The sequence below is a fragment of the Pseudomonas sp. MF09150 genome, assembly GCF_059862355.1.
The window spans coordinates 438,080-456,980 of record NZ_JCBCUS010000002.1 but is presented as its reverse complement, the minus strand read 5'-3'; the positions used below and the strand labels follow the sequence as shown (position 1 = coordinate 456,980).

Genomic DNA, 18,901 nt, shown 5'->3' with positions numbered 1-18,901 from the left:
CTGATCCAGGACGCGTACCGGGCGGTGGTTAGTGTCCTTGTCGTTGGCCGGGTAGAAGTCGGCGGCGATTTTCAACCGGTGAGCAGTGATGAGAGGAGGCGCTTTTATTGAAGTTATCGCATCACTACCAAGCAACTTTTAGCGTATGAGAGGTGTAATTATTTTATAATTTGGTGTGAGTCTTTCGCTCTTTAATAATTTAATTTTATATAGGCAATAAAGCGGGCGGCTAACGCCGCCCGTTTTTGTTCACCTCAAAGCTGTTTTTGTAACTGTCGCCCGACTACATCCAACAAGTCGCAACCATCACGCAACAGAATGGTGCAAGCAAGTGTCATTTCTTGAAGGGCTATAGAGTTGTGACGACCCTCATCAGAAGTGACGAAGTTTTCCAGCAATTGAGCAACCGCACGAATGCGATAGGGAATCAATTTCGAGCAAAAAAGGGCGACTTTCCAGTCACCCTTTTTTGCTTGTAGGAATACGTGTTCCTTCATCCGCCGTGTTGTCACCTTTATCAAATCACAGTCATCCCGCGGCCAGCGCTGTCCCCGGCTAGCCCTCAAGTATCAGTCGGCACCTCATCCCAATCGTCGCCATAGCCCACCAGCCAGCTCAAGGCATAGCGTCGTTCGTACACCACCCCGGGGTGGAGTTCCTCGGGCATCGGTTTGTTGAACAACTGGGCGTCGCGCACCCGCCAGTGCTGTTGATAGAGCTCGCCTTCGGCGGCTTCGATATCGGCCGCCGGGCGCAGTTGGGCCTGGGCGATAAAGGCTTTAGGGTCGTTCATGGCCTGGGCCAGCAGGCGGATGCTCTTCAGGTCTGCCGTCAGGTTCAGCGCCGGAAGCTGGTCGAGCCCGCCCAGGGCCCAGGCCACTGCGACCAGGCCTTCGGCGCGCCAGCTGAAGTTGACCAACTGCTGCTCGGTGGGCTCCGGTTGCTGGTAAAACGCCCGTTCCTCATCCGAGAAAAACGCCTCGACACCGTGCTGCTTGACCCAGGCCAGTTCCGGCGAGTCCGCTGCCGAGTAGGTGCGCGACACGGTGGCCGTCAGGGCCAGCAGGCGCTGCGCGACCTGTTCCGGGGTGCGTGGGCTCATGGCGTCATCGTCGTGGTCGGTCATCTGCTGCGAAGCTCCATTTCTCTGGCCGAACGGGCCGGGAGGGCGATCCTGGCACAGCCCTCGGCGGCGTTCAACGTGTGGTGTCAGTCGTTTTTGCGTGCAGTTTGATCAGCCCGGCAGGCAGTTGGTCGAGCTCTTCGTAGGCATCGCGCGGGCCGTACACCAGGTAGCGGTGGCTGCTCTCATGGCCGACATTGTTGAAGATGACCCGTGGCCCCTGGGCAGTCACCTGCACCCAGCCGGGGCGGTTTCTTTCGGAAAAATCGATGCGCTGCACCTGACTGCCCTTGGGGTCCCAGTAGAACGCCGCGCCTTGCAGGTAATTGGCGGTGAACTCGCCGGACAGTAGCAGCAGGTGGCTGTTGGTACCGGTGGCCACGCATTGCCATTGCACATTCATGCCCAGTGAATCGTCCTCGCTGTTGTAGAGCAGCCAGGTCTGCGTCCCATGGCGCAGGCGATAGATAAACGAATCGACAAAGGCGGCGCTGCGCAGCAAGGCCAGCCGCTGGGAAGGGCCCGCCAGCTCGCAATCGATCACGGTCCTGGCCGGCGCCGCTGCCCAGGCGTGGGTTGTGAGCAGCAGGGGCAGCAGTCCGAGTAACAGGCGGCGCAGGGTTAGCGACAGGGTGGGCATAAGGGGGGTGGCTTCCATGGCGAGATGTTGAGGCGGTGCGGGTCGTACCTAGTAATATGGCGGCACTTTTTTTACCAGCTGATTTGTGAATGCCTGAGTACAGCCCGTCTGCGAGTGAGCCCATCATGTTGTTTCCCGAGCACATCAGCCTGTGGGCCGATGGGGGGGAACTGCCGGCGCTGGCCACGCCTGTGCCGGGCCCTTTCCGGGTATTGCGTTATGGCTGGCTGGTGCTGGTGCTCGGGTTGCTGGGGGCGGTGGCGCTGGGGCAGCAGGTGCTGGCGCTGATCCTTGGCGTGTCGATTGTGATGATTCCATTGCTGGTCCTGGGTGTGCGCCGGTTGCTGTTTCCGCCTGCTCGGCCCAAGGCCTGGTTCGACGCCCAGGGCCTGCACCTGGCCTGCGGCACTGAAACAGCCCCCGGTGGCGTTTACCGGCACTTCATTGCCTTCGGTGATATCACCCGCATCGCGAGCCTGGATCAGTCGATCGATCTGCCGCGGCGCGGTCATGCCCAGTACCGCACCTACCTCGTCGAAACTCGGCAGTTTCTGGGCGACGACACCTGTATCCACATCAGCACCCAGCAGAGCCTGGAAGCGCTGCACAGCGTACTGGAGCGCCTGAGGAAACTGCCCGCGGCGGCCCATATCAGCCTGCCGCCGACGCACCCGTACGGCGCCTGAACCGCTGTCCAGCGTGCCTCAGCCGGGTGACGCATCCAGACGCATCCGCGCCGCCTCTGTGCACTGCGCAAGCCGTGGGTCGTTGTCTTCGAGGAGGTAGGCCTGGACCCTCAGGTGCAGGCGGGGCATTAGCCGATCCAGCAGTTGCTCGCAGTTGCGCTGGCTGTAGTTCTGCTCGCCGGTCAGACGGCTGACGAGGCGCAGCAGAAGGTTCTCCCGGGCCTGGACCAGCAGCACATAGTTCCGGCTATCGGGCTGGCGCAGCAGCCAGACACCGCTGGCGATGCGCAGCAGCGGGGCCAGGGTCTGAGCCAGTTTGTTGACTTCCACGGTGGCCAGTTCATGGGCGTGATACTGCGGCGGGCCCTGCTCGGCGTTGGTCTGTTTTTGCAGGCGGTCGGCCTGTTGCCGATAGTGGCTGGCCTGCTCCCAGTCCTGCGTGGTCATGGCCAGCATGCTCAATTGGCGCAAGCTGCCCAACTGGTAGGGCCCGGGCTCGGCGGCCAGTTGTTGCCAGCGTTGCGCGGCGGCTTGATGCTCCCCGGCCTGATACAGGCTGAAGGCTTGCTGCTGGCGCAGGGCGCGGTGTTCCGGGTCCTGGCCCAGGGCCTCTTCCAGCAATGAGGCGGCCCGGGGGTTGTCGTCCAGGTGGGTGCGATACAGCCAGGCCAGGCGGGCGATCTCATCACTGTTGAGGCTGCGGATCCGTTGCTTGCGCAACAGCTCGTGGTGTTCGCCGACCAGGGCCTGATAGTCGTCGCGGGCGTCGTTGCAGCGCTCGCGGATGAACTCGGCAAATTCTTGGTCCAGACGTTGCGCCAGGGCCTGGTGCTGTTCTCCCAGCCACGCCTGGGCGGCGCTGGGTTGGGCGCGTTGCCAGTGCAGGGGCAGGTCGGTGCGTGCGGTGTCGATGCCCAGCGCGGCCAGGCGCTCGGCCAGTGCCGGGTGGGTGTCGCTGCGTTCGGTGCTGTTGCACAGCTCGGCGTGCAACCAGGTGCCGGCCTGGGCGGCGTCCACCGGGGTCGCCAGCAGGCCGTGGCGCGCCAGTTCGAGCAGGGGTTGCAGGTCGTCCCGGGGCTGGTTCACCGCCTGGGTGTAGAGCCTGGGCCAGTAGTCCTCGGCCAAGGCGCGGCGTTGCAGGGCGGTGCCGATCAGGGCCTGGGCGAAGGTGTCGGCGCCGCAGACTCGCGCCGCCTCGGCATCGGCCTGGTATTCACAGTGGCGGGCGAAATCCAGGCTGATATCGAGAAACCTCGGCACGTACCACTCCACGAACAACCGCAGCGGGGCGCCGCTCAGGGTGCGATTGCGCTCCAGTCGGTCGCTGACGGCATGCCATTGCAGGCGGGCGAAATACACCCGGCTGGCGTAGCGCCCGTGGCGATGGGCAATGTGCGCGCATTCGTGGGCGAGGATGGCCGCGCAGGCGGCGGGCGACAAGGTGTCGAGCAACGGCAGCCCCAGCCACAGCACATTGCGGGTGCGGCCGGCGAGCACCCGGTGCTGGCGAATGCTGGCGTTGAACTGGCTGTTGAGGTACACCGCATCCAGCCTGGGCGCGCCCAGCTCGCTGCGGATCCGCTCCAGTTCGGTGAACAGCTGCGGCGCCTGCTCGGGCAGCAAGGGGATGCCGTCTTCATCCCCCTGGACCCGGCTGCTGAACGGAACCTTGAGCATCACCAGGCCGAACGGCGCGGCGGGGAAGGTCGCCACCGCCGCCAGCACTCCAAACAGCCCCGGCAAGGCCACCAGCAACAGCGCCGGCAGCAGGCAGAGCAGCAGGCCCAGGGTCAGCAGCGCCACGTCCCCCAACAGCAGCCAGGCGCTGATCCGCAGCCGGTGTCGACGCAGGTTGGGCATTTCACTCATGACGCAGGTTTGGATGGCAGGTCGTCGGGGCTGATGTTGCCGCGCTTGAAAAAGGCCCCGACCACCGTGCCCACGGTCTTCACCAGGCTATGGGAGTTGAGCACCTCGCGTTCGATTTCCTCGATGCCCTCGTTGTCCGGCAACAGGCGGGTGGCGTGCTGGGCCCATTCGATGGCGGCAAAACGGCTGCGCTTGGCGCCGCGTCCGTTCATGTAGGCCAGGGCGATTTCCGCACAGGCGCGGGCGGCGGCCCAGTCGTCCTGGTCGTCGATCAGCGAGCGCAGGTAGCCCTGCACGCCTTCTTCCTGCTCGTCGAGGGTGCCGAAGTCGCGTTGCAGCACGCCGATCCGCAGCCGGGCGAATGCTTCGCAGCGCGGGTCCTCGCGGGACTCCTGCAGCAGTTGGCGCACGGCGTTGAAGTGCTTGCGCTCGTTGAAGTCCAGGCCCTGGCTGAACAGCCGGTCCCAGGCCATGTTGTACTTGGCCAGGGCCGAACCGTCGGCCACTGCGCGCTCCAGCCAGAACTCGCGGGCGGCGTCATTGATATAGCTCTCCGGGGTGTTGCTGCGGCTGCCCCGGTGAATGTCGTACATGGCACTGGAGGCGTCGTGTACCCGGCGTTCGGCGCATTGTCGGATCAAGTAGTAGCCCGCCTCATGGGCGCCGCTGTCCCACAGCAGGTAGCCGGCATTGAGGATATTGAAGTTGTCGTCCATCTGGTTTTTGCTCAGCACCGCGGCGCGGTTGAGCAGGGTGCGTGCGCGCTCCGCATCGTGAGCAAAGCCCCAGAGCCCGAACTCGTGACCCACGGCGGCCAGGGCCAGCGGGGTGGCCAATTCATCCATGCGGCACATGCGTTCGATCGCGTCTCTGAAGACGTCGATGTGGTCCGTCATCTGATGGATCAGGGTCAGGTAGGCGAAGCTGTGGAACGGGCCGTCGACCTCACGGAAATACACCCCGGGCGCAAAGGCCGCGACGCTGGCCACATGCAGCGAGTAGGCGCGGGCTTCGTCGTTCAGCGAGTAGCTGCAGAAGTTGGCGAAGCGGCCCAGGGCATCGCCGCGCTCTTCGGGCCGCAGGTCGCGTTGCAGCCAGGCTTCGAAGCGCGTCTGGAAGGCTTGCGCGGTGCTGACTTCATCGGCGGCCGGGTAGTCGCTGATGGCGTCGTAGGCGCCAATCCAGCGGATCGCGTTGCGTTGCGCTTCGTCCAGCCCGGTGGCGAGCGGGCCGCTGGCCAGGCCTTCGATGTCTTCGTAACTGCCGCCCCAGCGCGGCCGCAGATAATTGGTGTAGGCCAGCAAGGCTTCGAGGCAGGCGGGGCGCCATTGCAGGATCTGATGCAACCAGTAGTCCTGGCCCTGGTCCATTTCGTGGGCCTCCCGGGTCGGCAGCAGCTCCGGCAGCGCCTGAGGCGCTTGGGCCAGCGGGGTCAGGCCATAGTCGGCCAGGTGCGCCAGGGCTTGGGCCAGCAGTTCCGGCTCCTGGTCGTTGGCGGCGCAGGTGACGGCGGGCTGTTGGCGGAACAGCTCCAGCAGCCAGGCCGGCTCCTGGAAGTGTGACGACAATTGCAGCATGGCCATGCCGGCTGCCACCGGGCGCGACGAGCGCTGCATGGCGGTCAGCAGTGCCGCGGTGGCGTTCTCGCAGGCCATGGCTGCGCCCAGCCAGCAGTCCTGGGATACGCCCTGGGCCCAGCCGTAGCCGCGGATGTCGGTGGCGCGGCCAAAGCAGAATTTGCCCCAGATCAGTTGTGGGTGATACGCCTCGGGGCAGGCCGCGATCCAGGCCTGGAGAAACTGCGCCACGGACGCATAGGACTGGGTGCTGTAGTCGAACAGCGTCCCGGCCTGGGTTGCATCGATGTAGGGATGGCTGCCAGTGGGCGCCTCCAGCCATTGCGCCTCGAGCTCGTTGTAGTAGTGATCCAGCTCGGCATAGGCGGCAGTGCGTACCAGATCACGAACGTGCAGGCGCAGGGTAGAGAGGGTATGCAAGGGGCATCATCCTTGATCGGGTAAGGGGGCGGCGCAGTCCGGGGTTTGCGCGTGGGGCGTATCGCATGGGGCATCGCGCCCGGGCTGCGGTAAAAAATCCGCGTGATATTAATACAATGGCAGGCGTGACGCAGCCGGATGTTCAGGTTGGCAGCGGTGGGGTGTCGGCATCGAGCTTTTTGGCGGCCTGGGCCTCATCGTCAGCGCGCAATTCATCCTCCAGCCATTGCACCAGGGCCCGGGTTTCGTGACGATCGCGATCCTGATAGCGGCTGAACACCGAGATCGCCTCCGGCAGCGGCACGCTCTGCACGCAAGGGCGGATCAGCGCGCCGCTCTCGATCAAGCGGTTGGCCGTGCGCTGCCAGCCCATGGCGATGCCATGCCCCTCGACAGCGGCTTGCAGCATCATCGGGTAGTTATCGAACACCTGACTGGCACTGTGCTGGGCCAGGGTCAGGCCGAACTTGCCCAGCCAACTGTCCCATTCCATCAAGTGCGGCGGGCTGGAGCGGTGGTGCAGCAGGGTGTGCTGCGGCAAGTCAGTGAGGGCCAGCGGCAGTGCGGTACCTGCCAGATAGCTCGGGCTGCACACCGGGAATACCTCGTCGGACGCCGTGAACGCCAGGGCCTGGGAGCCGCTGGCGCGCCCGGTGCTTTGCAGGGCGACGTCGAAATGGCCGTTAAATTCGGTCAGCGGGCGGGTGGTGGTGACCACCTGGATCTCGATCTGCGCATGCCGCTGATGAAAACCGGACAGGCGCGGCATCAGCCAGTAGAAGGCCTCGCACAGCTGGCACAGCAGCACCAGCTGGTTCTTGCGCGGCGCGCCACGCAGTTCGTCGGCGCTGGTGCCGATGCTGCGCAAGGCACTGCCGACCACCCGCGACAACTCGATGCCCTGGGCCGTGAGAAACACCGCGCGATTGCGCCGGCTGAACAACTGCACACCGAGGTTCTCCTCCAGCCCGCGAATCTGCCGGCTGATGGCGGCCTGGGTGATGTGCAGCTCCTGCGCCGCCAGGGAAAAACTGCCGAGCCGCGCGGCGGCCTCGAACGGCAGCAAGCTGGCGAGTGGGGGAAGGGACTTGCCGAGAGCATTCATAATCTGTGGTTATGCATAGGCGGCTGAGAACTCGTTTGTAGCACAGAACCGGCGTTGCGCAGTATGGCCCCACGTTATCGATGGAGGCTGTCATGTCCCAACCTGTCCCACATCTGGCCGCTGGCATCGCCTGCGCCGTGTTCGCCACCCTGAGCTGGGCGCTGAACTTCATTGCGCCCTACGTCAGCGGGGCTTACAGCCTGTTTGATCTGCTGGCGCTGCGGTTTCTGCTGGCGGGGTTGGTCGGCGGCGTGTTGCTGCTGATGCACCACCGCCAACTGACCTTTATCCGCCCGTGGCAGCGCGGGCTCGGGCTGAGCCTGGGGGTTATGGGTTACCTGGGCTACAGCGCCTGCATCGCCGGCGGCATCCTCTTCGCCGGCCCGGTACTGACTCCGGCCCTGATTGGCCTGGTGCCGGTGCTGCTGGCGCTGCTGGGCAATGTCCGCTGCCCGACATTGACGTGGAGCCGGCTGGTGTTGCCCCTGGGCTTTCTGCTGTGCGGCTTGCTGTTGATCCACCTCGGTAGCCTCAATCAACCCCTTATCGCCGGTCCATCGCTGGGCATTGGCCTGCTGTTCTCGGTGCTGGCGGTGGTGATCTGGCTGGTGTTCAGCCTGCTCAACCAGCACGCCATGGACCAGTTACCGACCACCGCCAACGGTGCGTGGACCGGGCTGATGATGGCCGGTGGCGCCCTGGGCACCCTGTGCTTGCTACCGATCGGCCTGCACCTCGACCTGTTGCGCCTGCCGCACCTGGGGTTCGGCTTCGATCAGGCCGGCTCGCTCTACGCCTGGGCCCTGGCGCTGGCCCTGCTGTCATCGGTGGCCGGCGGCTGGGCCTGGAACCTCGCCACTCGCTACCTGCCGATGGTGCTCTCGGCCCAATTGATCTCCCTCGAGTCCCTGTTCGCCAGCGTGCTTGGCCTGCTGTTCCATGGGCGCTGGCCGACCCTGTTTGAAGCCTTGGGCCTGGGGGCCGTGCTGCTGGGGGCAATGCTGGCGGTGCGGGTGATTTTGCCGGGGCGGGGGCAGGAGGTGGGTGAGGGCAGGGCGTGCGTGGGTGGGCGTTTGGATTAGCCGCGTAAACATCTCAACACGAACAGAAGTCTGTCTCAAAAAAAGCTGGCTCAGGCACAAAACAACCTGTGGCGAGGGAGCTTGCTCCCGCTGGGCCGCGCAGCGACCCCAAACCCAGCCACCGCGATCTGTCAGGAAAATCTTGCACTCGGGTTTGCGGATTCTGCGCCCCAGGACGCCGGCCGCCCGAGCGGGAGCAAGCTCCCTCGCCTCTGAACACGCCGGCGCAGGTATGCTGGCGGCTTTTGCTGATGGACCAGGAACGACAACGATGACATTACGCACATGGATTGGGCTGGCGCTGCTGGCTGTCAGCGGGCCGCTATGGGCCAGCGAACCGGCCTCGGTGTACCTGCGCTGCACGATGACAGCCGAGCAGTACGCCAAGGCCATGGCGGCGCCTCCAAGCTCGGCGCTGGCCTATAGCGATTGGCAGGCGTGGTTCGACAGCCAGGGCCCATTCGGCCCGGGGCTGGTCGAGGTGGAATGGCTGCGTGACTATTCCGCTGTCCCCAGCCTGCAAACCCTGGTGCAGTGGTGGCTGGGCGCAGGCGGGACCTCACGCTATGACCCGCAGACCGGGAGTTGGCAGTTTGCGCTGCTGGAATTCACCGACAACTACGGCGAAATGATCCAGCTGCTGGCGCCCCTGCGCGGCGTCGCCTCTTACTGCCAGCCGCAGTCCGGCAGCTTCCTGTTTATCTACTCCTACTTCTGGGGCAACGGCGACAACGCCTACCTGACCCTGGATACACAACGCAGCCAGTTCGCCCCCGGCCCGACACCGGCCCAGCGCACCGAGGCGGATGCGGCGCTCAAGGCGCTGATGGAGTCGAGTGCCGACTGAAACCGTCTTATGCCCAGGTATTTTTCGGGACTGAGCACTTCGTCGGTTCGGCAAGGAATTCATTGATAGTCTGTAAACTGTGGTTTACATTTCTTTCATGCATGCACTTATCCAGACTGAGCGTTACAGCCGATGGTTTGCCAGGCTGCGTGACGCTCGGGCACAAGCTCGAATCAAGGCTCGATTACGTCGGGTTGAGTTGGGGGTTCTGGGTGACTGCAAATCGGTGGGTGAGGGTGTATCGGAATTGCGGATTGATTATGGGCCTGGTTATCGCGTGTATTTCATCCAGCATGGGTATGAAGTGATTGTGCTGTTGGCTGGCGGTGACAAGTCGACGCAGGCCAATGACATTCGGGCGGCTATCAAGTTGGCTCGTGAGCTTTAGGAGGGTGGCATGGCAAAGATCAAACTGAGCAAGTGGGACGTTGTGGACCACTTGAAAACCGAGCAGGACATGGCGCTCTATCTGGAGGCCTGTCTGGAAGAAAACGATCCGGTTCTGCTGGCTGCTGCTCTGGGAGATATCGCCCGAGCGCGAGGCATGTCGCAGCTGGCACGTGATACTGGCCTGACCCGTGAGGGGCTTTACAAGGCGCTTTCTGTCGAGGGCAACCCCAGTCTGGCGACCGTCATGAAGGTAATGGCGGCGCTGGGGATAAAGCTTCACGCTGAAGTTGCGCCGGTATCATTGTTGTCGCCAACAGGTCTGGTAGAAGGCTAACCCCAGACAACAAAAAACCCGCACTAGGCGGGTTTTCTGGTTGCTCTCACGTGATGTAAACACCACCTGAAAGCTGAAGGTGGTGCCCAGAGACGGAATCGAACCGCCGACACGGGGATTTTCAATCCCCTGCTCTACCGACTGAGCTATCTGGGCAACGGGGCGCATTAAACGGGTTTTTCGGGGGGGCGTCAAGCGAGTTTTGAAAAAAATGTTTAATTATTACCGTCGCTTACGTTCCACCCCCGATTTATACGGGTTTACTCAGCTGGCGGCACGTAGCCGTCGGCCTTGGCGTATTCCTCGCCGGAGAAGAACTTGTCCATCTCGCCCTGCAAGTATTTGCGGTCTTCGGCGTTCATCATGTTCAGGCGTTTTTCGTTGATCAGCAGGGTCTGGTGTTTTTGCCAATCGGCCCAGGCCTTGGCCGAGACGTGGTCGAAGATGTCCTGGCCCTTGGCGCCGGGAAACGGCGCGCGCTCCAGGGCGGGCAATTCTTCTTGGTACTTGCGGCACATGATGGTGCGGGTCATGACAACTCTCCTGCGTTCAAGACGTCGGCCGCGCGTTTAAGCAGCTTTTTCACCGGGGCGGCAAGGCCCAGGCGCGGCGGGGTGGCGAGGTTATACCAGAGCCAGTCGGCCTCGGCCACGTGATGGGCCGACTCCTCGACCTGGACCAGCCAGGGTTCGATGGCCAGCTGGAAGTGGCTGAAGGTGTGCACCAGGCTCGGCAGTTCGTGTTGCTCGCCCAGGGCCAGCGAGTGTTGCAGCGCCAGGTGTTCGAGGTCGGCCAGGTCATCGAGCTCCGGCAGACTCCACAAGCCGCCCCAGAGGCCGCTGGAAGGGCGGCGATAAAGCAGGATCGCGCCGTCGCGATTGGCCAGCATCGGCATCAGGGTGCGCTTTTGCGGCACGCTCTTGCGCGGCTTGGGGATCGGGTAGCGGGTTTCGAGCCCCAGCATGTGAGCCTCGCAGCCGCGCTCCAGGGGGCACAGCAGGCAACTGGGCTTGCTGCGGGTGCAGAGCGTGGCACCCAGGTCCATCATCGCCTGGGTGTAATGGTTGACCCGGGTGTGCGGCGTGAAGCGCTCGGCGGTGGCCCACAGTTGCTTGGCCACCTTGGGCTCGCCCGGGTAGCCCTCCTGCGCCGTAAACCGTGCCAGCACGCGCTTGACGTTGCCGTCGAGGATCGAGGCGCGGATACCCATGCTCAGGCTGGCGATGGCGCCGGCGGTGGACAGGCCGATGCCTGGCAGTTCGGTGAGTTTCTCGACGTCGCGGGGAAACTCGCCGCCGTAGTCGGCAACGATGATTTTCGCGGTCTTTTGCAGGTTGCGCGCCCGGGTGTAGTAGCCCAGGCCGGTCCACAGGTGCAGCACTTCGTCTTCCGGCGCGGCGGCCAGGGCTTCGACCGTCGGCAGCGAGGCCATGAAACGGTCGAAGTAGTTGAGCACGGTGCTGACCTGGGTCTGTTGCAGCATGATCTCCGAGACCCACACCCGGTACGGGGTGATGCCCTGTTGCCAGGGCAGGTCGTGGCGGCCGTGGTGGTCGTACCAATCCAGGACCGCCGGTGCAAACTGTTCCGCTCTCATCGTTTGAACAGCCCTTTGAGCGCGTTTTTCAGTTCCGGGCTGACCTTGTCGCCGAGTTTCTCTTCAAGTTTTTCGCTGAGGCGATCGCCGGCCATCCGCGTCGCGACCTGACCCAGGCCATCCTTGTCCAGGCGGCAGGCCTTGGCCCCCAGTTCCAGCGGGCCACGGCAGCGCAATGGCAGTTCGAGGCCGACAAAGCGCTCGCCGACCTGGCAGGCCGGGTCGGGCATGTCGCTCTTGTCGCCTTCGACCACGATGCCGACGCGGTAGTCCATGCCCAGCACCCGCAGGTCGATGTCGCCGTTGCCGTTGACGGTCATGCCCGGGATGCGCACCTTCAGGTCCGGGTTGCTGGCCACGCCGTTGCGCAAGGTCAGGTTGCCCTTGAGTTCCTGGAACGGCGTGTCCTTGCCGCGCGGGGTGCTGCTGAGGGTCTTGCGGTTGAGGAAGGCGATGCCCTGGCACAGCTGCTGTTCCAGGTTGGCGTTGAGCAGTACGCCGTTGTTGATCACAAAGCTGGTGGTGCCGTTGAGGCTGTCGATCAGGGCTTTCTGGCTGTTGCCGCTACCGCTGAGGTTGCTGTTGAGCGTCACCAGACCCTTGACCGGAGGCGTCTGCCCCTGGCTTTCGAGGATGCGCTCCACCGGCACCCGGTTGATCTTGGTCTGCAGGCTCAGCAGGGGGGTGGCCTGGCGCACGTCGAGGTTGCCGCTGGCATCGAAACTGCCGTTGTACAGCTCGCCGCGCAGGCTTTGCAGTTTCAGCAGGCCGCCCTGGCCGTTGGCCTTGAGTGCGGCATTCTGGATCGGCAGTTTGTCCAGGGTCAGTTGGCCAAAGCTCAGGTCGGCGTCGACGTCCAGCTTGCTCAGGCGTTCCACCGGCAGCAGGCGTTCGGTGCTCCAGGCGCCCTTGGTCGGTGCGTCCGGCAGCGGGGTGGTGCCGGCACCGGCCATGGCATCGGCCTCGCTGCTTTGCACTTCGGCCTTGCGCGCCACTGCTGCGCTGTTGGCGGCGGCGGACTTGGGCGGCAGGTAGCGGTCGACGTTGAAGGTATCGGCCTTGAGCTGGGCGCGCAGCGACTGCTTGGCGAAGTCTTCGATGGCCAGGCGGCCGCTGAAGGTGCTGTCGTCGAGCTTCAGGTTCAGGTCTTCCAGCGCCATGCTGGTGGGCGTGCCTTGCAGGCGGCTGACCAGCTCGACCTTGGTCAGGCTACCCTCGGCCATGGCCGGCAGGGTCTGGCCGATGCTGTCGACGAATTTGGCCAGGTCGAACTGGGCAATCGAGATGCCGCCACTGATCTGCGGGGTTTTATCCAGGTCATTGACCTTGAGTTCACCCAGGGCGCGCAGTTGGTTGGCGGAGATTTTCAGGCCGGTCCATTCACCGACGTTGGCGGCCTTGTCCAGCAGCAACTGGCCTTGGGCGGCGAAGGTCACGGTCTTGCCTTGCAGCGGGTCGCCGGTGACTTCGCCCGACAGGCGCATGTCTTCGAACTGGTAGCGCTGCAGGGCGCGGTCAAAGCGCAGCTCGCCGTTGAGTTCGGTGCGCACCCGCACCACTGGCTGGTTGCTGGCCAGGAATGCGGTGAGTTTGACCGGGGTGGCGGTGGCCTCGTGGATCGGCCCGGTACTGAGCTGGATGCTCTCGGCGGTGAACTGCTTGCCGCTCTGTTCGTCGTTGTATTCAACCCGGGCGTTGTTCACGGTCAGGCTGTCGATGTCGAGGCGGATCGGCTGCGCGGCCTTGTCGGCCGTGGCCGGGGTTTCGACGCTCGGCTCGCCGGTGCTGGTGGCCGGGGTCTCGGCCTGTTTCGCCAGGGGCGCGGCACGGCCGATGTCTTCCCAGTTGCCGTGGCCGTCCTTGTCGCGGTTCAGGCGCAGGTTCAGGCCTTCGACCCTTACATCGCTCATCTGCACTTCGCGGCGCAGCAGGGGCAGCACGCGTACCGACAGGCCCAGCATCTGCAGGTCGGCGAAGGGTTGGGTCGGGTTGGCCAGGGTTGCGACGCTGGCTTCGTGCAGTTCGAGGCCGAGCCAGGGGAACAGGCTCCAGCCGATGTCGCCATTGAGCGTCAGCTCGATGTGGGCCTTGTCGCGGGCAATCTGGCGAATCTCGTCTTTGTAGTCGTTGGGATCAAACAGGTGGGTCAGGGCAAAGCCCAGAGCCACGATGATCAGCAACAGCCCGAGAAGTACCAGACCCAGGATTTTGCCGAACGCTTTCATGGGCGAGTCCTTGTAGTGTCGAATTCAAATTTAGCCGGGGAGTATAGCGCCCCGGAACCGACGACTGGTCACCGATCGCGCCTAGAGCTCATCCAGCTCCAGATGCAGTTTGGCGGCCAGTGCCTGGGCCGGCAGATGCCCGGCTGGCGCGAGCAGGCGCAAGGTTGCGCCCTGTTGTCGGGCCATTCTTTGTGCCTCGCTCACCAGTCGCTCGGCCACACCGCGGCGGCGGGTGATGCTGCGCACGCACAACTGGGACAGGTGCCAGACCGCTTGGTGCCGTTGCAGGCGCGCGGCCCCTAGCAGGCGGTCGTTGAAGCGTCCGGCGATCAGCGAGCCGTCGCCCAGGCCGGTTTCAATCAGCTGCCCGGCGTCGCTCAGCGGTGCGAAAAGCCAGTGGGGGGCGTCCTGGTAGATTTTCTGCAGGTCCTGCTGATCCTGATAGCTCACGTGGTGCAGCGACTCGACAACGATGGGCATGGATTCTCCTGGGCAGGCAGTGCGGCGTCGGCAAACACGGTTGCAGACGGGCCGGCTGCTGCGCATGGCTCGGGCTTTTGCCGGGTGTGCCTGCAGGTTTGCAGGGGTTCGAAGCAGATGAGCACTGCGCCGCCATCTGTTTGCGTTTTCTGTGGCGGGCAAATGGTAACCTCTCGCCGTTCGTCCGTCCCTCTGCGACTTAACGTCGCGCTCAAATGGAGCTTTACTCAATAAAACGGCCATGCCTGCGTGCAAAGGCCGTGGGTGAAGAGCGGCCGACGAATAATTCTAACAATTGGGGGAATATCCATGAGCACTAGCACTTCGGCGGGCAGTTCCGCCGTCCAGCCAGCGTTCTTGTCCAAAGAACGCATCATCGCCAAGCCCGGTTTCAACCGCTGGCTGGTTCCACCGGCCGCCCTGGCCATCCACCTGTGCATCGGCATGGCCTATGGCTTTTCCGTGTTCTGGCTGCCGTTGTCCCAGGCCCTGGGGGTAACCGCCCCGGTGGCCTGTGCGCCGGACATGAGCTATATCGCGCAGATCTTCTCGTCCCAGTGTGACTGGCCGATCTCCATGCTCGGCTGGATCTACACCCTGTTCTTCATCTTCCTCGGCTGCTCGGCAGCGATCTGGGGTGGCTGGCTGGAACGCGCCGGCCCGCGCAAGGCTGGGGTGGTCTCGGCACTGTGCTGGTGCGGCGGCCTACTGATTTCGGCGTTGGGCATCTATACCCACCAGATCTGGCTGATGTGGCTCGGTTCTGGAGTGATTGGCGGCATCGGCCTGGGACTGGGCTACATCTCGCCGGTGTCGACCCTGATCAAGTGGTTCCCGGACAAGCGCGGCATGGCCACCGGCATGGCGATCATGGGCTTTGGCGGCGGTGCCATGGTTGGTGCTCCGCTGGCCGCGGCGTTGATGGGTCACTTTGCCTCGCCGACCGGCGTCGGCGTATGGCAGAGCTTTCTGGTCATGGCGGCGATCTACTTCGTGTTCATGCTGGCCGGCGCCCTGTCGTACCGCGTTCCGCCGACCGGCTGGAAGCCTGAGGGCTGGACCCCGCCGGCGAAGCGAGCCGCCAACGCGATGATTACCCATCGCCATGTGCACGTGAGCGTGGCCTGGAAAACCCCGCAGTTCCGCCTGGTATGGCTGGTGCTGTGCCTGAACGTCTCGGCCGGTATCGGCATCCTCGGCATGGCTTCGCCGCTGTTGCAGGAAGTGTTCGGCGGCAAGTTGCTGGGCAATGGCTTGTCGTTCGGCCAACTGGATACCGCGCAAAAGGCGTCGATTGCGGCAATCGCCGCGGGCTTCACCGGTTTGTTGAGCCTGTTCAACATCGGCGGCCGCTTCTTCTGGGCCTCGTTCTCCGACTACCTGGGGCGTAAAAATACCTATTTCGTGTTCTTCGCCCTGGGCTTTGCCCTGTACGCGCTGATTCCGAACCTGGGCCACCTGGGCAATATCGCGCTGTTCGTGGCGGCGTTCTGCATCATCCTGTCGATGTACGGCGGCGGTTTTGCCACGGTGCCGGCCTACCTGGCGGACCTGTTCGGCACGCAGATGGTCGGCGCGATCCATGGTCGGCTGCTGACGGCCTGGGCTGCTGCCGGCGTGCTGGGCCCGGTGCTGGTGAACTACCTGCGTGAGTACCAGTTGAGCATCGGCGTCGAGCGTGCCGCCGCCTATGACATCACCCTGTACATCCTCGCCGGCCTGCTGGTGCTGGGTTTCCTGTGCAACCTGCTGGTACGCCCGGTGGCGGACAAGTACTTCATGACCGACGCGCAACTGGCGGCCGAGCAGGCACTGGGGCATGACAAGGGCGCCGACAGCAGCACCATGCTGGAGTGGAAGGCGTCGGCGTCGAGCCTGCCGCTGGTGATCGTGGCCTGGCTGGTGGTGGGTATTCCGCTGGCGTGGGGCGTGTGGGTCACCCTGCAAAAAACGGCGGTGCTGTTCCGCTAGGCCTCGGCCTGATGCACAAAAAGCCGGTGCGTGATCTTCACGCGCCGGCTTTTTGCCGTGTGGGCTGGGCCAATGTCCGTTCGGCTGGCTTGTCATGACAGGTATAGCCCCGCAGCCATTGGCTCGCGCCCGTCAGGATATTGTCCGGCATGTTTCTGTTTGGCGGCCGTCGGGCCTATAATGGTCGCCTTTTTCGCCCAATGATTTTGCGGAGCTGGTGATGGCCGAACGTAAGGCGTCTGTCGAGCGCGACACTCTGGAAACCCAGATCAAAGCCTCGATCAACCTGGATGGCACCGGAAAGGCCCGATTTGATATCGGTGTTCCGTTCCTTGAGCACATGCTGGACCAGATCGCCCGTCACGGGCTGATCGACCTGGATATCGTCAGCAAGGGCGACCTGCATATCGATGACCACCACACCGTGGAAGACGTCGGTATCACCCTGGGCCAGGCGTTTGCCAAAGCCATCGGTGACAAGAAAGGCATCCGCCGCTATGGCCATGCCTATGTGCCGTTGGATGAAGCCCTGTCGCGCGTGGTGATCGACTTCTCCGGCCGCCCGGGCCTGCAGATGCACGTGCCCTACACCCGCGCCACCGTTGGCGGCTTCGACGTCGACCTGTTCCAGGAATTCTTCCAGGGCTTCGTCAACCACGCCCTGGTCAGCCTGCACATCGACAACCTGCGCGGCACCAATACCCACCACCAGATCGAGACTGTGTTCAAGGCCTTCGGCCGTGCCCTGCGCATGGCGGTGGAGCTGGATGAGCGCATGGCCGGGCAAATGCCCTCGACCAAGGGCGTCCTTTAATGCAGACGGTCGCGGTTATCGATTACGGCATGGGCAACCTGCACTCGGTGGCCAAGGCCCTCGAGCACGTAGGGGCCGGCAAGGTGCTGATCACCAGCGATGCCGATGTGATTCGCGAAGCCGACCGGGTGGTGTTCCCCGGGGTGGGTGCGATTCGCGACTGCATGGCGGAGATCCGGCGCCTGGGTTTCGACTCGCTGGTGCGGGAAGTCAGCCAGGACCGTCCGTTCCTCGGCATTTGCGTGGGCATGCAAGCCCTGCTCGATCGCAGCGAAGAGAACGACGGCGTTGATTGCATCGGCCTGTTCCCGGGCCAGGTGAAGTTCTTCGGCAAGGGCCTGGTAGAAGACGGCGAGCACCTCAAAGTCCCGCACATGGGTTGGAATGAAGTGCAGCAGACGGTGGATCACCCGCTGTGGCACAACATCGCCGACCGTGCGCGCTTCTACTTCGTGCACAGCTACTACATTGCCGCCGGCAATGCGCGGCAGGTGGTGGGTGGCGGTCATTACGGCGTCGACTTCGCCGCGGCGCTGGCCGATGGCTCGCGTTTCGCCGTGCAGTTCCACCCGGAGAAGAGCCATACCCATGGCCTGCAATTGCTGCAGAACTTCGCCGCCTGGGACGGGCGCTGGTAATGGCCATCAAGAAAAAGCCGCCGATCCTGACCCTCACTCCCGAGCAGGAGAGCGAGGCCAATCACAAGATCAAGCGCTTTATGGAGGATCGCTTCGAACTGGACCTGGGTTCGTTCGAAGCGGCCGAAATCCTCGATCTGTTTACCCGCGAAATTGCGCCGCACTATTACAACAGGGCGATTTTCGATGTGCAGACGCACCTTAAAGAAAGGTTCGAAAGCATCGAAAGCGACTTGTGGGCGCTCGAGAAGAACTAGGGCAGCGGCAAGCTTCAGGCTGCAAGCTGCAAGAAGTAGACACGCGTGCGCGCTTGCAGCTTATGGCTTGCAGCTTGCAGCTCTTTGACGAAGGAAAAGCATGCTAATTATTCCCGCTATCGATCTCAAGGACGGCGCCTGCGTACGTCTGCGCCAGGGCCGCATGGAAGATTCCACAGTGTTCTCCGATGACCCGGTGAGCATGGCTGCCAAGTGGGTGGAGGGCGGTTGCCGTCGCCTGCACCTGGTGGACCTGAACGGTGCCTTCGAAGGTCAGCCGGTCAATGGTGAAGTGGTGACCGCGATCGCCAAGCGCTACCCGAACCTGCCGATCCAGATCGGCGGCGGCATCCGCTCCCTGGAAACCATCGAGCACTACGTCAAGGCTGGCGTCAGCTACGTGATCATCGGCACCAAGGCCGTGAAAGACCCGGCCTTCGTCGCCGAAGCCTGCCGTGCGTTCCCGGGCAAAGTCATCGTTGGCCTGGACGCCAAGGACGGCTTCGTCGCCACTGACGGCTGGGCTGAAATCAGCACCGTGCAGGTGATCGACCTGGCCAAGCAGTTCGAGGCTGATGGCGTGTCTGCCATCGTTTATACCGACATCGCCAAAGACGGCATGATGCAGGGCTGCAACGTGCCTTTCACCGCTGCGCTGGCGGCGGCCACGAAGATTCCGGTGATCGCCTCCGGTGGCATTCACAACCTGGGTGACATCAAATCGCTGCTGGACGCCAAGGCGCCTGGCATTATCGGCGCCATCACCGGCCGTGCGATCTACGAAGGCACCCTGGACGTCGCCGAAGCTCAGGCTTACTGCGACGCCTACAACGGCTGAGGACTGAC

The 18,901-nt window shown here is 63.6% G+C and carries 20 protein-coding genes and 1 tRNA gene; 10 read left to right on the top strand and 11 right to left on the bottom strand.

Annotated features, from left to right (window positions below; all coding sequences use genetic code 11):
- Positions 1 to 254: 254 nt before the first annotated feature.
- The 3 genes from AC19YX_RS11555 to AC19YX_RS11545 form a co-directional block, all read right to left on the bottom strand.
- Positions 255 to 497, bottom strand: a complete 243-nt coding sequence (locus tag AC19YX_RS11555; protein ID WP_500606282.1) for a hypothetical protein — start codon at positions 495 to 497, stop codon at positions 255 to 257.
- Positions 498 to 562: 65 nt separating this feature from the next.
- Positions 563 to 1,126 carry a DUF4272 domain-containing protein gene (locus AC19YX_RS11550; protein ID WP_078469375.1) on the bottom strand — a complete coding sequence of 188 codons (564 nt, stop codon included), beginning with the start codon at positions 1,124 to 1,126 and terminating at the stop codon, positions 563 to 565.
- Between the two features lie 70 nt (positions 1,127 to 1,196).
- Positions 1,197 to 1,763, bottom strand: a complete 567-nt coding sequence (locus AC19YX_RS11545; RefSeq protein ID WP_500606281.1) for a hypothetical protein — start codon at positions 1,761 to 1,763, stop codon at positions 1,197 to 1,199.
- Between the two features lie 125 nt (positions 1,764 to 1,888).
- On the opposite strand from AC19YX_RS11545, the gene AC19YX_RS11540 reads away from it, so the two are divergent.
- Positions 1,889 to 2,449, top strand: a complete 561-nt coding sequence (locus AC19YX_RS11540; protein WP_500606280.1) for a hypothetical protein — start codon at positions 1,889 to 1,891, stop codon at positions 2,447 to 2,449.
- Positions 2,450 to 2,467: 18 nt separating this feature from the next.
- Here AC19YX_RS11540 and AC19YX_RS11535 read toward each other — a convergent pair whose 3' ends face one another.
- The 3 genes from AC19YX_RS11535 to AC19YX_RS11525 form a co-directional block, all read right to left on the bottom strand.
- Complete coding sequence (locus AC19YX_RS11535; RefSeq protein WP_500606279.1) at positions 2,468 to 4,309, bottom strand: M48 family metalloprotease; 1,842 nt, start codon at positions 4,307 to 4,309, stop codon at positions 2,468 to 2,470.
- Between the two features lie 5 nt (positions 4,310 to 4,314).
- A complete protein-coding gene (locus AC19YX_RS11530) occupies positions 4,315 to 6,315 on the bottom strand; it encodes a DUF4034 domain-containing protein (RefSeq protein WP_500606278.1) in 2,001 nt (666 codons plus the stop codon).
- 142 nt (positions 6,316 to 6,457) lie between these two features.
- Entirely contained in the window at positions 6,458 to 7,420 is a 963-nt protein-coding gene (locus tag AC19YX_RS11525; RefSeq protein WP_500606277.1) for a LysR substrate-binding domain-containing protein, read from the bottom strand.
- A 92-nt stretch (positions 7,421 to 7,512) separates the two neighbouring features.
- Here AC19YX_RS11525 and AC19YX_RS11520 point away from each other — a divergent pair, with 92 nt between their 5' ends.
- The 4 genes from AC19YX_RS11520 (at position 7,513) to AC19YX_RS11505 (ending at position 10,073) form a co-directional block, all read left to right on the top strand.
- Positions 7,513 to 8,502 (top strand): DMT family transporter, encoded by a 990-nt coding sequence (locus AC19YX_RS11520; protein WP_500606276.1) that lies wholly within the window; start codon positions 7,513 to 7,515, stop codon positions 8,500 to 8,502.
- 271 nt (positions 8,503 to 8,773) lie between these two features.
- A complete protein-coding gene (locus AC19YX_RS11515) occupies positions 8,774 to 9,349 on the top strand; it encodes a hypothetical protein (protein ID WP_500606275.1) in 576 nt (191 codons plus the stop codon).
- Between the two features lie 97 nt (positions 9,350 to 9,446).
- Entirely contained in the window at positions 9,447 to 9,737 is a 291-nt protein-coding gene (locus tag AC19YX_RS11510; protein WP_500606274.1) for a type II toxin-antitoxin system RelE/ParE family toxin, read from the top strand.
- A gap of 9 nt (positions 9,738 to 9,746) precedes the next feature.
- Complete coding sequence (locus AC19YX_RS11505) at positions 9,747 to 10,073, top strand: addiction module antidote protein (RefSeq protein WP_201129066.1); 327 nt, start codon at positions 9,747 to 9,749, stop codon at positions 10,071 to 10,073.
- Positions 10,074 to 10,153: 80 nt separating this feature from the next.
- Here the strand turns inward: AC19YX_RS11505 and AC19YX_RS11500 are convergent.
- From AC19YX_RS11500 to AC19YX_RS11480, 5 genes are all read right to left on the bottom strand, one after another.
- A tRNA-Phe gene (locus AC19YX_RS11500) sits at positions 10,154 to 10,229 on the bottom strand.
- Between the two features lie 104 nt (positions 10,230 to 10,333).
- Positions 10,334 to 10,606: an oxidative damage protection protein gene (locus AC19YX_RS11495; protein WP_078469385.1), complete on the bottom strand. Its 273-nt coding sequence runs from the start codon at positions 10,604 to 10,606 to the stop codon at positions 10,334 to 10,336.
- Positions 10,603 to 11,670 carry an A/G-specific adenine glycosylase gene (mutY, locus tag AC19YX_RS11490; RefSeq protein WP_078469386.1) on the bottom strand — a complete coding sequence of 356 codons (1,068 nt, stop codon included), beginning with the start codon at positions 11,668 to 11,670 and terminating at the stop codon, positions 10,603 to 10,605. Before mutY ends, AC19YX_RS11495 begins: the two co-directional genes overlap by 4 nt.
- Positions 11,667 to 13,895, bottom strand: coding sequence for an AsmA family protein (locus tag AC19YX_RS11485; protein WP_500606273.1), 2,229 nt, complete (start codon positions 13,893 to 13,895; stop codon positions 11,667 to 11,669). Before AC19YX_RS11485 ends, mutY begins: the two co-directional genes overlap by 4 nt.
- Positions 13,896 to 13,976: 81 nt before the next feature.
- Entirely contained in the window at positions 13,977 to 14,375 is a 399-nt protein-coding gene (locus AC19YX_RS11480; RefSeq protein ID WP_500606272.1) for an acetyl-CoA sensor PanZ family protein, read from the bottom strand.
- A gap of 309 nt (positions 14,376 to 14,684) precedes the next feature.
- Here AC19YX_RS11480 and AC19YX_RS11475 point away from each other — a divergent pair, with 309 nt between their 5' ends.
- The 5 genes from AC19YX_RS11475 to hisA all read left to right on the top strand — a co-directional run bounded on the left by AC19YX_RS11475 (position 14,685) and on the right by hisA (position 18,893).
- Entirely contained in the window at positions 14,685 to 16,346 is a 1,662-nt protein-coding gene (locus tag AC19YX_RS11475) for an OFA family MFS transporter (RefSeq protein ID WP_201129072.1), read from the top strand.
- A 220-nt stretch (positions 16,347 to 16,566) separates the two neighbouring features.
- Positions 16,567 to 17,160: an imidazoleglycerol-phosphate dehydratase HisB gene (hisB, locus tag AC19YX_RS11470; RefSeq protein WP_017849940.1), complete on the top strand. Its 594-nt coding sequence runs from the start codon at positions 16,567 to 16,569 to the stop codon at positions 17,158 to 17,160.
- Positions 17,160 to 17,798: an imidazole glycerol phosphate synthase subunit HisH gene (gene hisH, locus AC19YX_RS11465; protein ID WP_020299546.1), complete on the top strand. Its 639-nt coding sequence runs from the start codon at positions 17,160 to 17,162 to the stop codon at positions 17,796 to 17,798. The genes hisB and hisH overlap by 1 nt, the downstream gene beginning before the upstream one ends.
- Complete coding sequence (locus AC19YX_RS11460; protein ID WP_078469390.1) at positions 17,798 to 18,055, top strand: DUF2164 domain-containing protein; 258 nt, start codon at positions 17,798 to 17,800, stop codon at positions 18,053 to 18,055. Before hisH ends, AC19YX_RS11460 begins: the two co-directional genes overlap by 1 nt.
- Positions 18,056 to 18,155: 100 nt before the next feature.
- Positions 18,156 to 18,893, top strand: coding sequence for a 1-(5-phosphoribosyl)-5-[(5-phosphoribosylamino)methylideneamino]imidazole-4-carboxamide isomerase (gene hisA, locus AC19YX_RS11455; RefSeq protein ID WP_003187784.1), 738 nt, complete (start codon positions 18,156 to 18,158; stop codon positions 18,891 to 18,893).
- Positions 18,894 to 18,901: the final 8 nt, after the last annotated feature.